The sequence below is a fragment of the Pseudogracilibacillus sp. SO10305 genome (assembly GCF_037072005.1).
GTDB lineage: Bacteria > Bacillota > Bacilli > Bacillales > Amphibacillaceae > Pseudogracilibacillus > Pseudogracilibacillus intestinigallinarum.
Genome location: NZ_JAXHDE010000012.1, coordinates 60,021 through 75,824 on the forward strand (window position 1 = coordinate 60,021; position 15,804 = coordinate 75,824).

16 protein-coding genes are annotated in these 15,804 nt (G+C 33.0%); 6 read left to right on the top strand and 10 right to left on the bottom strand.

Annotated elements, in window-relative coordinates; translation table 11 throughout:
- Positions 1 to 13 precede the first annotated feature (13 nt).
- The 8 genes from SPD45_RS10420 to SPD45_RS10455 form a co-directional block, all read right to left on the bottom strand.
- The gene (locus SPD45_RS10420; RefSeq protein WP_211651082.1) at positions 14 to 790 is read right to left on the bottom strand and encodes a phage antirepressor KilAC domain-containing protein; all 777 of its coding nucleotides are present in this window, start codon (positions 788 to 790) and stop codon (positions 14 to 16) included.
- A 92-nt stretch (positions 791 to 882) separates the two neighbouring features.
- Positions 883 to 2,817 (bottom strand): DNA polymerase, encoded by a 1,935-nt coding sequence (locus tag SPD45_RS10425; RefSeq protein ID WP_336267678.1) that lies wholly within the window; start codon positions 2,815 to 2,817, stop codon positions 883 to 885.
- A complete protein-coding gene (locus SPD45_RS10430; protein ID WP_336267679.1) occupies positions 2,814 to 3,368 on the bottom strand; it encodes a DUF2815 family protein in 555 nt (184 codons plus the stop codon). The genes SPD45_RS10425 and SPD45_RS10430 overlap by 4 nt, the downstream gene beginning before the upstream one ends.
- A gap of 2 nt (positions 3,369 to 3,370) precedes the next feature.
- Positions 3,371 to 4,501 carry a DUF2800 domain-containing protein gene (locus SPD45_RS10435; RefSeq protein WP_336267680.1) on the bottom strand — a complete coding sequence of 377 codons (1,131 nt, stop codon included), beginning with the start codon at positions 4,499 to 4,501 and terminating at the stop codon, positions 3,371 to 3,373.
- Complete coding sequence (locus SPD45_RS10440) at positions 4,501 to 4,815, bottom strand: rRNA biogenesis protein rrp5 (protein WP_336267681.1); 315 nt, start codon at positions 4,813 to 4,815, stop codon at positions 4,501 to 4,503. The genes SPD45_RS10435 and SPD45_RS10440 overlap by 1 nt, the downstream gene beginning before the upstream one ends.
- 1 nt (position 4,816) lies before the next feature.
- A complete protein-coding gene (locus SPD45_RS10445) occupies positions 4,817 to 5,020 on the bottom strand; it encodes a hypothetical protein (RefSeq protein ID WP_008357760.1) in 204 nt (67 codons plus the stop codon).
- Positions 5,021 to 5,121: 101 nt separating this feature from the next.
- Positions 5,122 to 5,625 (bottom strand): RNA polymerase sigma factor, encoded by a 504-nt coding sequence (locus SPD45_RS10450; RefSeq protein ID WP_336267683.1) that lies wholly within the window; start codon positions 5,623 to 5,625, stop codon positions 5,122 to 5,124.
- Positions 5,626 to 6,033: 408 nt separating this feature from the next.
- A complete protein-coding gene (locus SPD45_RS10455; RefSeq protein ID WP_336267684.1) occupies positions 6,034 to 7,923 on the bottom strand; it encodes a transcriptional regulator in 1,890 nt (629 codons plus the stop codon).
- A 246-nt stretch (positions 7,924 to 8,169) separates the two neighbouring features.
- Here SPD45_RS10455 and SPD45_RS10460 point away from each other — a divergent pair, with 246 nt between their 5' ends.
- From SPD45_RS10460 to SPD45_RS10485, 6 genes are all read left to right on the top strand, one after another.
- A complete protein-coding gene (locus SPD45_RS10460) occupies positions 8,170 to 8,670 on the top strand; it encodes a helix-turn-helix domain-containing protein (protein ID WP_336267686.1) in 501 nt (166 codons plus the stop codon).
- A gap of 14 nt (positions 8,671 to 8,684) precedes the next feature.
- A complete protein-coding gene (locus SPD45_RS10465; protein ID WP_336267688.1) occupies positions 8,685 to 9,389 on the top strand; it encodes an MvaI/BcnI family restriction endonuclease in 705 nt (234 codons plus the stop codon).
- Positions 9,390 to 9,416: 27 nt separating this feature from the next.
- Positions 9,417 to 10,193, top strand: a complete 777-nt coding sequence (locus SPD45_RS10470; protein WP_336267689.1) for an MvaI/BcnI family restriction endonuclease — start codon at positions 9,417 to 9,419, stop codon at positions 10,191 to 10,193.
- A gap of 54 nt (positions 10,194 to 10,247) precedes the next feature.
- The gene (locus tag SPD45_RS10475; protein ID WP_336267690.1) at positions 10,248 to 11,141 is read left to right on the top strand and encodes a hypothetical protein; all 894 of its coding nucleotides are present in this window, start codon (positions 10,248 to 10,250) and stop codon (positions 11,139 to 11,141) included.
- A 10-nt stretch (positions 11,142 to 11,151) separates the two neighbouring features.
- Complete coding sequence (locus SPD45_RS10480; RefSeq protein ID WP_336267691.1) at positions 11,152 to 11,676, top strand: hypothetical protein; 525 nt, start codon at positions 11,152 to 11,154, stop codon at positions 11,674 to 11,676.
- Between the two features lie 83 nt (positions 11,677 to 11,759).
- The gene (locus SPD45_RS10485; RefSeq protein WP_336267692.1) at positions 11,760 to 13,211 is read left to right on the top strand and encodes a hypothetical protein; all 1,452 of its coding nucleotides are present in this window, start codon (positions 11,760 to 11,762) and stop codon (positions 13,209 to 13,211) included.
- 483 nt (positions 13,212 to 13,694) lie between these two features.
- On the opposite strand, the gene SPD45_RS10490 is transcribed toward SPD45_RS10485, so the two are convergent.
- Entirely contained in the window at positions 13,695 to 14,714 is a 1,020-nt protein-coding gene (locus tag SPD45_RS10490; RefSeq protein ID WP_336267693.1) for a hypothetical protein, read from the bottom strand.
- A 62-nt stretch (positions 14,715 to 14,776) separates the two neighbouring features.
- On the bottom strand, positions 14,777 to 15,700 hold the full coding sequence (locus SPD45_RS10495) for a recombinase family protein (protein WP_336267694.1): 924 nt from the start codon (positions 15,698 to 15,700) through the stop codon (positions 14,777 to 14,779).
- Between the last annotated feature and the right edge of the window lie 104 nt (positions 15,701 to 15,804).

A 15,804-nucleotide genomic window follows, 5' to 3' on the forward strand; every position in this document is an offset into this window, starting at 1 on the left:
TTACCTCCAATGCTTAACTGTCCATTTCAATTTTAGGTAAGATTCCTTTTGCTTTTAGTAAGTCATAAATAAACAATCGACCTTTTTGCGTCCAGTAAGTATGAACTTTTGAACGATCATATCCATTGCTATCTTTATATGTGTGAGTTTTTGTTGTTGTATATCCAAACTCGGCATGGTTTTGATATAGCAACCAAATCTTCCCTTGTTTATATTGAACCCCTTGTTCGTGTAAATATTTATTTAACCAACGAGCAGACTTTCCATAATCTTTGGCTATCACTGAAATAGCGACTGCGTCCTTACAATTTAAAACAACATCGTAATAACTCGCTTTTGGTTTCATTTCGATAATTTGCTGTTCCTGGACTTTCACTGTTTCTGCTAATCGATTGTTTTTTAAACGCTCAGCTTTTAGTTCTTCCAATGCTTTTATTAAAATATCTGGATTAGCTAACACTTCATCCACTGCGTACAATCCATGTTTTCGAATGGAGGGTAGAACGTCATGTGTAATCCATCTTCTGAATTTTTTTGCTTCTGGTTTTCTTGAAAGTAATATAATATTGTATAACCCACTCTCGTTTATAACGGATACTTCCTGTTGTCCGCCAAGGGTGTCGATAGTATCTACACCCTTTTCATCTGTATCTAATCGAGCGATAACATCACGATTATTTTTAATTCCTAAGACATCGCACACATCTTTTGCAACCCACCAAACGTTACCATCTTTAAAAGATGTTCTTACTTCATTTCCTTCGAAGTTAAAAATTTTAATATTGTTCATCATATAAATGAACCTCCTACAAATAGTTGTAGAGTAAATAAATTTACCCTCACCTATATGCGAAGATAAAGGGGTATTCGACCCCCTCTAAATTAATCTTTTTTATAGAAGTTTGTATCAAACCCATCCGCACGTAATTCTAGCGTTTCTGCCCAAGGTGGAGATAGACTCATTAAGTCACTGATATATTCGACCGTTACATCGTTTGGTGCTTCAATCACTATTTCATCATGCACATGCATGACAATACGAAATCCTTCATTGTGAACACGTTGCAAAGCAAAACATAATAAATCCCTTGATATTGCTTGGACAATATTCTCGACAAACTTCGGACCATAACTAAATATTCGCTCCCATTTCTTTGTTGATCCAATACCTTCATAGGAAACAGATTCATTTCCAAAACTATTTATCCCTATTCTTGGCTTTACATAAGAGAGCCATCTACCTGAAGGTAAACCAATCAGCAACATTCCGCTTTGATATTCAAACTGAATTCCATGGGTCATATGTGCTTTTCGTTGTCTCACAGTTTCTTTTGCTGCACGATCAACATCCCACCAAAATTTCACTATTTTTGAATTTGACTGCCGCCACACATCGACAAGTGGTTTTAATTCATGTTCTTCAAGTCCCATGTTGGTTGCACCCATTGATTTCAGCGCACCAACAGAACCACCATAACCAAGCGCTAATTCAGCAATTTTTCCTTTTTGTCTAAGTGAACTATCCTTAGTAATCTCATCCAAGGGAACTTTAAACATCTGCGCAGCCGATGCTTCATAGATTTTCCCGTGTGATGTAAACACTTCATTCCGCCAAGTTTCGCCTGCAAGCCAGGCAATCACACGTGCTTCAATTGCACTAAAGTCAACGATTATGAAGCGATTGTTCCGAATAGGAACAAATGCGGTCCTTATAAGCTGAGAAAGTACACTCGGAACTGAATCATATAAAATTTGCAAAGCTTCAAAGTTCCCTTGTTTCAATAAAGCACGTGCTTCGTCTAAATCGGATATATGGTTTTGTGGTAGGTTCTGGACTTGAATTAACCTTCCTGCAAATCTTCCCGTACGATTTGCACCGTAAAACTGAATTAATCCTCTAGCTCGTCCATCACGACAAACGACATTTTCCATAGCCGCATATTTTTTCACGCTGGATTTTGCGAGTTGTTTTCTCAATTGAAGCACTTCCTTAATTTCATCTTCATTGGTTTCAATTAAATGTGTTACTGCTGCCTTATTTAAACTATCTGTTTCTACACCTTTTGTTTGTAACCATTCACGCATTTGCTTTACGGAATTTGGGTTTTCTAGCTTAGTTATTTCCTTCATACGACTGACTAACTGATTGCGAATTAAATCATCACATTTAATAGCCTGAGCAACTAACTCCAAATCTATCTTTATTCCTCTATCATTAATTAACTGATCAAGAAGGTAGTTATCCCACTCTACTTCGGGCATCGGAAATTTTGATAGTTTATCTTGTATCGCAATTTCGGTTTCTACATCACGTTTGTTATATGCTTTAAAACTGTTCCATTTGTTCGGATCGTGTTCTTTTAGATTTCTTGTTCGGCCGCCATTTGTTTTTGTTGGCTTACAAGGGATAGAGAAAAAACGAATTAAATCTTTCCCTTCCGACAGCTTTTGTTTATCCGCCCCCGTAACCATTGCAGCTCCTTCTAAAGATAACGGTAAACCTAAATAAGCAGACCACACCATTGTGCATCGCCAATCAACAGGTGATAAATGTTGCTTGAAATGTCTACTTAAACAGATCCGTTCGAACTGAGCATTGAATGCCCATTTTGTAACACCTTCATTAAATATCGCTTGTTCAATTTCAGACGGGATAGACTCACCGTTTGCCAAATCGATAACATGAACAGGTCCACTATCCACACTGTAAGCAAATAGCATTACTTCAAAATCATCTGCCTCCACATAGCGATAGACCCCGCTTTTAGCGAGGTCCACACTACTATATGTTTCAATATCAATATTTAATGTTTTCATGATAAGAAGTCATCATCCACATCAGTAGCAAAGTCTACCGATGCATCCGTTCTTCCACCTAATGGCTCCCCATCACGAATTTTTTGGATGTTACCAAGGCCGCAAGCAATCCCTCGGTTACCATTTGAATTAAACGCATAAAAGTTAATACTTACACGAGCATACACTCCTGAATAAACCTCTGAGCGCTCTAAAATTGGATTAATATCAGCATCTACAATCTGTGGTGGTGTAATGCTGTTTGCATTAACAAAGAAACTATCCGCATACGCTTCATCATCTGAACGGTCAATATCTCCATCACGAAGCGGTAATTTTAACGACTGCTTGTTTGGGATCTTTCCACCAAACTTTCCACGACCTTCTTCAATTGCAGCATCTACTGCTTTTTCAATCGCTTTTAATGTTTTCGTATCACTTTTTGGAATAATCACACTCACGCTATATTTTTCTTTTCCACCATTAATTGACTTAGGCTCCCACACGTTTGCATAAGATAAGCGCACTACACCTGTAATTACTTTTGTTGGATTTTTTACTGTTTTCGACATAATTATTTCTCCTCCATAAATTCATTTTTTGCTGTTAATATATTTATTTCTGGACGCTTATCCGATACCGGAACAAGCGTTGGTTTTCCGCTTGGCTTAATAATAAAATCACCAAGCACTTTATTAAATTTCTTTTTACCCATCAATTTTTCCATGTTGGTTATCGTAAGCAGACTTTGCTTGTAAATATCTTCATAGCCTGCCTTCTTTGCGGCTTCAGCTACTGCTTCTTCATCTGCATATTTACGATTAGACCTACCTTCTACAACTTTAAAACCTGCCCACTGTTTTCCTTGCTGAATAGCAGCATTCGTTGCATAAGCAAATATTTCATTTGCCCATTTAGTAAGGTCATTGACATGAAGTAAAATTTCAGCTATTTCATCATCTGTTAATAAAGGCGGCTTTTTAAATTCAAATTTTGCTACCTTCAAATTTTCTTCCGCCCTTGCCCTGCACTCCACAGATGCCTTACAAAACCTACACCATTCACCTGGCTTAAATTCACCATCACCTTTGAACGCTAATTCAGCTTTTGGTTTAAGTGTGTTTTCTGCCCAATCTATTAGACTAGTTTTGCTTATTTCAAAAGTTGAGATGTTTTCACGTCTTGGTTGATAGATGGTCATTTTTACTGCACTGATATCATAAATCGCATCAAATAGATTAAGTGCCCCAAGTGCATAAAGCATCATTTGCGGATTATTATCCGCCTCAACTAAAACACCTTGTCCATATTTAAAATCAATAACATGAACCACATCATCTGCAACAATGACACAGTCACTTGTCCCAAAACCTTCTGGGACATAATTCGAAAAGTCCAATCGCTGTTCAATAAGAAGAAGTGGATCTTTTGTTATTTGCTTTACTGCCGCTAATTCTTCTAAAATGAACTGGACATATTCATCGGTATAACGATCCATCTCTTCAGAATCATAAACAGATGTTGGTTTCTTCGTTGAGACCTTTAATGCGGCTCTAAGCTTATGTTCTCCCAGTTCATGAGCGGCTGTCCCTTCCTTAGCCGCTTCACCACTAGAATCTTCAAACTCTAATTCAAGGCGAGCCGATGGAGTACAATTCATCCATCGATGTGCTCCTGACGCAGATAAAATGGCATGTTTCGTCATTACAATTCCTCCGCATCTTTCATCAATGCTTCATAGTCTTTTTCTTCAATTTCACTTAACTTGGTCGCACCGTACTTTTCAAGTAGCTTTTTAATATCGGCTGTAAAACCTGCTTGGCTCTTTTGTGCCAGTAATGTACGAACTTCTTCAAGCGATATTTTTTTCTTTTTCGGCTTTGCCTTTTTAACTGGTGCTTTTTCTTCCGTTCGTGGTGTTTCTTCATTACTCGCTAACACCTCAGCAATCGTCTGAAGTGAGCCAGCTAAATTTTGTAAATCAGTGACTACATCAAGAAGTAACTTTGTTCTGCTCATATTAAGCTTCACCGCCTTTCCGAGTTTCTTTTATTTCCACTGTTTCTACTGAGTCACCTGGTGTGATAACAAGCAGATTTACTTTTTTACCAAACAATAAATCTAGCATTCGGCTACGCACTGTTTTGCGCTTACCTTCAACCACTCTCGTTTTTTCACCATTTTCATCTTTAACATTGATGATTACCTTGTGTTTTAGACTCATCCGAAACACTCCTTTCTAAGGGTTTTATTTCGTCCCTTACTAGTAAGCGAAAAATCATGCCCTTTCGAACCCCTTTTTAAAATAAAATTTAAAAGGCTCAATTAAGAGCCCCTTCTTATCAGTTTTTCTAATCTTCCGTATATTTTATTTAAACGATTTCTGATAGCCGCTTCAGTCACATCTTCTTCGGATGCAATCTCAACGTTTGTTTTTTGTTCATAAAATTTCTTTTGTATGGTTCTAAATTGTTTATCTGTTAACTGCCCCATTGCTTTGTGCAATTTTTCGATTAACTTTTGTCTCTCTTCGCAGTTCTCCATTTCCAAAATTTTATTGAATGGATTTGCATCCCAATCTGCTAAAAGTTTGTTATGTTCAGCTTTTGAATCTCCGTTTTCATCTACATAAGATTCTAAATTACAAGCAATTCGGTAATCATAGCGGCGACCTTCGTCCACTTCCTGATCATCTTCAGAATGTAAATATTCAATATCAACCTCTGTTACACCATTTTCCCCCGGTACGATGGTTGCTATCTTTTTACCTCCCGAATAGTAAATGTAAGATTCTCTGTTCTTTTGGCTTGTTTTGTACTTTTTTATCATTGTTTGGCATCCTCTCCGCCGATTTGCGGAGGGCAAAGGATGCAAACAATGAAGAACTTGTCCTTTAGTAACCTGACCTTTACTTAAAAAAGTGCGCAACAAGGTAAGGGTACTAATATTGAGACACTACAATCCTGGTGTGGATTACGTACTTCAATATGTATCCTTTGCCCTTATTGCAAATCAGGCACTTGATATTTTTTTAATAGATAACAGCTGTTTCTCTATCAGATAATTCCAGTATAGGAGAGTTAAACGCGCTTGACCCGGACACTTCATGTCCGTTTTAAACATTAATACAAACAAAAAAAAGCATGAAACCGTAAAAACTTACAGTTTCATGCTTTAAAAAACAATAACATTATAGAGTTTTAATACCGGACAAGCCGTGTCCGAAAAACTTAAAATTTATTCTTCTGATGTTAAAAATTTAAAACCTGCATTTTCTAAAAGTTCATTACATTCATGGATTGACGCTTTATAATAGCCAGTTATAATCGCCTCAAACATTGCATGTTCTTCAACAGCAAACCTAATCGCATATCCCGCTATTTCAATAAGTTTTCTACTTAAAATAGGTGGGAGTTGCATTCCCACACAAAGGGCTATAACAGTTCTTAGTTTTGGTTCATAGCCTTCTTCATTTCTCATTCTTTGAATTGTTTTTGAACTTAACAGACATCTTTCAGCTAATTCTTCGTTCTTTAAATCCTTCCACTTCATCAAAGCTTTTAGTGCTTCAGGAAAATGGTTAGGTAATCTTTTCAAAATGTCATTAACTTCCTTATTATATTGAATAATTAAAGTAGCTTTCTCCTGAGGGGAAATATTTTCATCACCATCGAATGCGACTCTAAAACTTAGACCCTCAGCATTTTTAAATAGAACACACTCTGTATAATATTGTTTCCCATACCTGTTTTTAAAATCTAAAGTTAAAGTGAATATTATACAGCATTCTTCCATGTTCAATTTAGCATATCGAGTTAAGCTTGGATTTCCAAAAATATCGTATTCAATATATTTAGAAGAATTCAAGCATAAGTGTGAGTCTATGTATAAATAGGTTCCATTATCAATTAAGTCTTTCAAGCTTGGATTTTGCAGACTCTCTATAACTAAACTTTTATAATCAACGCTAAATGTTTGATTTCTATTTAAAATTCCTTCTTTAACTTTATACGGTGCTACATACTTACCATTTATATAATTATAAACGCCAATAGCCTCTTCATAACCAACATCTATCAACCTTATTTTTGCAGCTTCTCTTGAAACTACAAAATGAGTTGCAAGTTCATCTACAACTATTTCTAACACATCAATAGTTTCATCCGTATTGAACTTCTCACGATAATGTTTAATCAGTTCAAATGCCTTAGTTTTAAACATTGCTAGTGGCATTTGAATTCTAGGTGTTAATGCATTCGCTTGCCATTCCATCCAATTTGCAGAATCAACATCCGATTCTTCAATACCACCGATGACTTTACAACTTATTGCTGTCAGTTCGTCATTATATAACCGCTCTAATTCAAAAGCTAAACGGTGCAATTCCCAATGTACACATTCATGGATAATCGTATTATTTACTGACCCTAAGTTTCGTAAAAAGAACGCTTTAGGATCAACAAATATCGTTTTAGCGCTTACATCTTCGCTATAATAAACACCTTTATCACTATCATAAAATTCTGAATTACTATCCCTGAAAAAAATTTGCCCAAAAATAGATAGATTTTCTGTTATCTCTCGCATTTCTACTGATAGACCCATTCGATTGGCTAATTCTTTGGTATCTATTGGAATAGGTTTTGATAACGCTTCTGGATAGTGTTTTTCTAAAAAAATTCTTGCTACCTGTTCTAAGTCTCTTTTATAAATAATAGGTACCAGACTGTCTGATAAAGGATTCTTATTTTTCTCTTTCTCACAGTATTTCTCAATATTATGTATAGTAAAGTCCTCAAACTCTCTTTCAATATCACCTGAACATGAAATATGAAACCATTCTTGTATATGTTCTGATTCATCTAAACGATAGTTTGCATCAAACACTTCCAAATATTGTTCAACAATAACATCGAATTCTAACTCTGTTCCAACTAAATTATTAACAAAAACATATCGAACTTCTATTTCAGAGTCAGATAGATAGATTTCACCGATATTATTAACACGGTATAGTCTGAAATCTATATCATATTTATTTTCTTCAACAAAGGATTCTATGGCGGTAAAAAGCTCATCCTCAAATTTTACTGCCACATAATTTTTAAATGAACGACTACTCGCCATATAGAATTCCTCCCTTAGATTAACTTAATTATACTATGTTAACTAAACAAAAATTATAGTTCTAATTTTAACACTCTTATATCTATACCTTTATTATTTTAAAGAATTAACCAAGATGTGTCTATTAACTATAACAGTAACATTACATTTTGTTAATTTACTTATACATCATTTTCTCATAAATGTAGGTGTTCACCAAATATAAATGGTGATATAATTAATCTTGTCTACTGAAAGGGGGATTAAATGGAGTATTGTGAATTTAAGGAGATTACCAATATAAGATTGATAGAAATTATACGTCATCAAAAAATAAATGTATCTTATATTGCAAAGAAAAGTGGCATAAGCCAATCACAGATTTATAAAGTATTTTCAGGTAACAGTGATACCACCCTCGTAACTCTTTATAAAATATTATTAAGTTTAAATGTAGACATAGAATTATTCTTTAATTTTTCAATACCATCTGAGAAAACGATTAACTATCAAAAAGCTTGTGCAGAAAATAACATATTGAAAATAGTTAAAAAAAACTTAAAAATTCAACAAGCAAACTTATCACGACTAGAAGGGTTAACCCAAAGCAAAATAGCTGAAAAAATGGGATATTCTGATTATAAATATATAAATAAGTTACTAAGCACAAAAAACAATTCTGTGAAGGACATGTATTTATCTACCTTATTTTCCATCACTAAACAATTAGGGTTAGAACATAAAATACATGTTATTTTTAGAAATTAAAAAGGAGGATAATTATGCACATTCAAGAATTCAAAAAAAAATTAAAAGGTATTGAAGAAATGGGATATATCCCCACTTTAAGAAAGGGTAATACTGGAGTAGGTCAAACTTTAGAGCAGCACCTAGGACTTACGGAAAACAATTTATCAATACCAGATATTGAAGGGAAGGTTGAATTAAAAGCCTTTAGAAAGCACACTGCGTCTATGTTAACTTTATTTACAAAAGAACCTCTATCTGACCATGGTAGGAGTAGAGACAGGTATTTGTTAAACACATTTGGAAATGACGCCTCAGAAAATGATAGGATATTAAATCTGTACACCACGATTTCAGCTAATTCTTTTAATTCACAGGGCTTTAGCTTAGAAGTAACAGAAGAAGGATTATTTCTTATTCATAAGGATGAAGATTTAAACATTTATTGGCCTTACAAGCTTCTAAAAGATGTATTTGAACAAAAACTACCCGAATTAATAGTTGTATTAGCAGATACAAAGCATTCTGATTTTAACGAAACTTTTCACTATAACGAAGCTTATTATCTTCGAGGATTTAGCTTTGATGGGTTTATGTCGAACATTTTGGAAGGAAATATAAAAATAGACCTACGTATGCATATGAAGGTAAATAATAAAGTGCGTAATCATGGTACTGCTTTTAGGATAGTTAAATCAGAGTTATATAATTGTTTTGATAATAAATTAAGAATTTTATAATTCATCATTAGTAAAGGAGCGAAAAAAATGTCAAAAAGAAAGATAATAATAAGTAAACCAATTAATACTATAGAAGAGTTTAAAGATGCAATGTTTAAAATCAGTAACCAAGGTTTTGTTAAAGCTCATAGAAAAGGACCTACTTCTATCGGAAAAACATTAGAAGATTTACTTGGAATAGAAGAAAACTGTATATCTACGCCAGATCTAGGTACAGTCGAATTAAAATCAGCTAGAATTAATTCAAACAGTATGTTAACCCTTACCACTAAATCCCCCGATATAAGAGGAGCAAATTCATGGTTACGCGATAATTATGGTTATAAAACTGATGAATCTATTGAATTAAATCCAAATCTAAATATTTTACATTCTACTGTTAATGGAATTGATTTTAATAAACTACATGGCAATCCATACTTAAAGCTAACATTCAATGATAATAAAATGTATTTAGAGCATGCAAATGATGGAATTCTCGATAATGTCTTCTGGTCGGAAGACTCACTATTAACAGCTTTTAAAAAGAAATATCCTCAAGAGAAAATGTATTATGTGAAAGCTGATTCAAAATTAGTAGATGGACATGAATATTTTCATTATAAAGAGGTATATTATTTAGAACATTTTAGTGCACACAAAATGTTAGAACATTTAAAAGAGGGTATTATTGATATAGATATAAGGATTGGTATATATACTGGAGGAAAGAATAAAGGAAAATCACATGACCATGGAACAGGGATCAGAATTAAGCCAAATTATCTAGAACTATGCTTTGATAGGTATAACAAAATAATTTAATCATAAAAAAAACATTTATAATTATTGTTTTGTTGAGGAGGAGAGGATAAAAAGGTGAAGAATATTTTTGATGACGATAAAAATGCAGTTAAACAATTATTAAAAGATAAACATACATTACTAGAAGGCTATATAACAGAGCACCTTTTTTATAATCAGTTTTTGAAAAATAATACCATACCCAGTACGGATGGTTGGTGGACAACTGAATATAAAAATAATAAATTGTTTTTTATCGTAAAGGAAGAACTATGCCCCCTAGATGAAGAAATAATCAACCTGATCTCTCCTCAACATGAATGTTGGCATGTATATTTACAACAGGATAAGTTTATTTTTGAAAATAATAATATTAAGTTATTCGAGGAAGATTTTGTTAGCAAATATGAACTATTTAAAATAAGAAATCCAATGACAGCATCAAAAGAAACAAGAAATTTTAATAGACAAAAACAATCAATTAATTTTTTTAGAGAAAATAAAATTTTGAGAAAAATAGCAATTGAAAGAAAATTTGCCAATAACTTTCTAACTGTATATTTTAGAGGAATGATTAATATAGATATGTTCACTAAGAAAAATGAACAAATAAATGTAATAGAAATAAAGTATAAATATGAAAGTAAGGATGGTTACTTTGGAGTTAACACTGGACAAATGAAAATGTTTGAATTTTTTATGAGATTGAATTTCAATGTACATCATTTTGTACTTTACAATTTTACTCGAGATATGACTCTTTCGATTTTTGGGTTTTTAAGATTAAATTCAGAGCCTCCGAATATAAAAGAGTGGTATTTTAAAAAGTTAAATGTGGAAGAAGTTTATAATGAAGGTATAGCCCCAGAGATGACATCTGTTAGTGGGAATTTTAGGCAAACATATTTTAAAATACCTAAAAGAGAGATGAAAAAAAATAGAATGGCTTTTGTTAATACCTATTCATAAGGAGAATAATATGAGAATTGAAAGAGTCTGGGCAATGCCTAATAAGAACACTTTTGATATTTTACCAATTAAACAATTAATTCTTGAAGAAAAAACAGAAGGTTTGTGGATAGACCCATTTGCAAATAAAAATAAATTAGCAACAATAACCAATGATTTAAACCCAGAATTTGGCACTAATTATAATATGGATGCATTAGATTTTCTAAAGATGTTTGAGGATAATTCTGTAGATGGGGTTTTATATGACCCTCCATATTCTCCAAGACAGGTCAGTGAATGTTATAATGATTTTGGATATGACGTGACATGGGAAACTACAAATGCTTCTTTTTGGGGCAAACAAAAAAAAGAGTTATCTAGAATAATAAAACTCGGAGGTAAAATTATTACTTTCGGGTGGAATAGTGGTGGAATAGGCAAAACTAATGGTTTTGAGATATCTAGAATACTTCTTGTACCTCATGGAGGCTGGCATAACGATACTATATGTACAGTTGAAGTTAAAAAGCATCAGCAGTTATCTTTATTCTAACTTAGTCATAAATTGACTTCATATTATCAGTAAAAAATGCTAATATACAAATGCTTTAAACAAATAATTCAAGAGGTGAGCAAATGGAAGAGGAATTAGAGGTAGTGGATTCCCAATTAATTAACGAATTTAAAAAGTTACCTTTAAATTATTGGGATTTCAGAAACGAAGATACAAAAGAAATGACTCACGGGATACATACCTATCCAGCGGTAATGGTGTATCCTATAAGTAGAGAAATAATTAAAACTGTTAAAAAATATCAAAATTTAGAAGTTTTGCTGGATCCCTTTATGGGATCAGGGACTAGTTTAGTAGAAGGAATATTTGCTGGTTTTTCAAAGGTTTATGGAACAGATTTAAACCCCTTAGCTCAGCTAATTAGTGCGGTAAAAACAAGAATTTTGAGTTATGAGAAACTTGAAAGACAAGTAGAAATTTTACAAAAGGATATTGAAAAATCATATGTTGAATTTGGATTGATCTTGCAAACAGTTTATGATCACTTGGAAAATAAGGGTATTGATATAACAGAAAAGGCTACAGTAAAAGAAGGATGGGGGGCTAGTGCTCCCGGTATTTTAAAGTTATTTATAGAAGAACATAATAAAGAACTTCAAATACCTGATTTTAAAAATATTGGTTATTGGTTTGTACCTAATGCCATTATAGAATTACAAATTATTAAAAATGCTATATATAAAATAGACAATTTAGAAATTCTTGAATTTATAAAGGTAGCTTTTTCGGAAACAACAAGGCTGGTATCAAATAGAAGAAATGGTGAATTTAAAATGTATCGTATGCCAGCTGAGAAAATTAAAAAATTCAGGCCAGATGTTAAAAGTATATTTTTCTCAATACTAACAAACAATATAGATAAAATGAGAGAATTTATCGATCGATGTAGGGACAAAACAACAGAGGTACATGTTTTGAATAATGATGCACGAGAATTGAATGATGTACCCGATAACACTGTCGATATTGTAGTTACCTCACCTCCTTATGGAGATAGTAGAACAACTGTGGCATATGGAGAGTTTAGCAGAGTCTCTTTACAATGGATGGATTTAGAGAATATTCAACCTGCAGATATAACTGGCATTGATAAGAGTTTAATGGGTGGGAATAAATATAGAAAAGGATTCGAATACAAACTTAAGAGTAAGACATTAAAAAATTCTCTAGACAAGATATTAGAGGATCCTAAAAATACGGAAAGAGCTGGAGATGTATATAGTTTCTACGAGGACCTCGAAAAGTCCATTGAGACAATTACAAAAAAATGTAAAGATAATAGTTATCAATTTTGGGTAGTCGCAAACAGAACTGTAAAAAACGAAAACTTAAAAACAAGCCAGATCATTATAGAAATGGGAGAACATTATGGATTAAAACATGTGCATACCATAGCTAGAAATATACCGAACAAAGTTATGCCTAGCTTAAACTCACCCACAAACAAAGCAGGCAAAAAAGTTACTACCATGACTAATGAACATATTTTAGTATTAAGAAAAGAAAAAGTATAGACCTATAAAAGTAATAACAAACTTGTTCTAATAGCCCTTGTATTTTAGATTTTAGTATATCTATTTTACGAGGGTTTTTAATAGAACAACAATATGTTAAATCTGAAATTTAACACTTGTAAAATCATTATAGTTACACTTTCTTATCTATCTTGATACAAAAAGTTTTACATCTAATCTGTCAACTTCCCTAGTCTAAATCTATTCTGTCAACTCAACCCCAAATTTCAGTACTTTTAAATCCAATAACAAAAAGGGGTCCACCTGTCTATTCAAATAAAATAAACATAGGCGAAACCCTATAAACCTTATTCTATCAACACTTCATCAATCCCTATCCATCCACCCTAGACATCAATGCTACCAACTCGACATGATATACTTAGTCTATTCTATACTCCGAAAAAACCAACTAAAACCTTATTTCAAAGTATTTTAACATCAATCTTTTCAAGCCGAGATGTAGATTTTAATTAGGCTATTTTACGGTACTTCATGAAACCATACAGCATCATATATAATGCCACAGTGTTCTTTAAACCATGAACTCCATAACATAGGATTTGCATCAATTTCTCTATTGTCATTTTCATATTTTAAATAGGCTATCAACAATTTACGAACAGATATTTTTATTGTTTCCATCTCATCTTCGTATATTTCATAAAAATCCCACCATTTTGATTTTGACGGGTGGGCAGTAAATCTACACCTTAACAAATATAATCTTTCTAAATGATGTTTTGCGACACTATCATAAAACTTAATTTCATCATATACATAATCACTCATTTGTTCACGACTTTGTGTTGGTTTTTTAAGCCGCTTCTTTAACGACTGAAATATAACGTCAACCATATTGTCCGCTGCTGTTAATGATTCTTCTGTAAAGTCCAATTCATATAGTTCCAAAAATCTAACATAATAAAATACTGCTTTATTTACATAAGGATCAAGCGCGTTTATCAACTTTAGATAACCTAATGTTTTCGAGTTTAAAATGGAAGGTTCTCTATCTATATAATTTTTAAAATTGTTCACCTCTTGCGCAACATTATCTCCATAGATATTCGTAAGGGTATTTCCTCTAAAATCTGTTGGAATACCTGTAGATAACGCAATGGCTCCTATCAAATTTACTTGATAACTACGATAAACATACTGAGATATAAAATGGAACAAAATATCAATCTGATCAGTCACAAATTTGTCCTTCGATATATCTCTCCACCCACGACTCCAATTAGGGCACACAATGCCCACCTTTAGTACATTTTCTTCATCCGAATAATAGCAGAAGATGTTGTTGTAATTTAAGTTTAATTTTAACTCTGAAGTGTTTGTAAAATCCCTAATTTGAAAAAACTGTTCATTATCTCTTTTTGGAAGTTCGTGAGCAACTATTTTATCCAAAGTAGACTTAAACTGTTCAATTTTATTTTTTGTGTTTTGGTATGTCCTATAATAATTACATACTTTATTTTTGAATTTATCATACCCCAAAGTATCCCCACTCTCCAAAACAACATTTTTAAGAAATCAAAATAAATTATCATGCCTGCTTATTACTTTTTCGAACTATATTTCTTACTCTTTCTTTGTACTCCATCTTCAGTTTTCACAACATTACTTCTCTTTTTCTTTTCCTCTTGTACCGCTTCAAATTGCTCTTTTGAAATAATTGCTGGATGGTTATTTTCTGAAACATAATGTTCTTGATTTTCTCCCGCATTAAGTAGCCTAACTACACCGATATATTTCTCATTGCTCAGCATGACATCAATCGTTCGTTTACTCCAATTTTCTTTTCCGGTCGGGGTTTTTATTCCTCGTTTTTCTAACTCTCGCTTTATACCAATAATACTAAACCCGCGCAAATACAGTTCAAAAATTAATCGGACATTTTTAGCTTCATCTTCCTTAATGATCAGTTCTCCATCTGTATCATTTTCATAACCGTAACATTTTCGGTTATATAATTTTGATGTGCCTTGTGCCGCATGACGTCTATAACCCCATTTAATATTTTCACTACGAGATTCATTTTCTGCTTGGGCAATGGATTCAATAATTGAAATCATCATTTCACTATCCGTATCGGCTGTATCTAATCCTTCTTGTTCAAAAATAACACGAACTCCATGTTCCTTCAGTTTATTCAATGATTCTAGCACTTCAACTGTATCACGACCAAATCGGCTAATATTTTTAGTGATAACAATTTCAATATTTTTCGCCTGACAATCTTCTAACATACGAATAAATTCTTTTCTTTTTGAACCAAACTTTCCTGATGCAATATCTATATATGTATCGACAAGCAACCAATTCGGAGTGAGGGCTGTTAACCTGGTAAGTGCAGAGACTTGATTTGCTAGACTTTTTAACTGCTCCATGCTGTTTGAACTAACCCGGCAATATATCCCCACTCGTTTCTCTCGTTGCACAGGTCTAGGTGGAATGAAATGAACCCTTCGATTTTCAGACATTTTTTTATCCTCCAATAATTAGATTTAGACTAATCACATTCAATGCACTTTTCGTAATATTAGTTAGTCTAAATATAACACGATTCCCCCCAACTATCTATCCT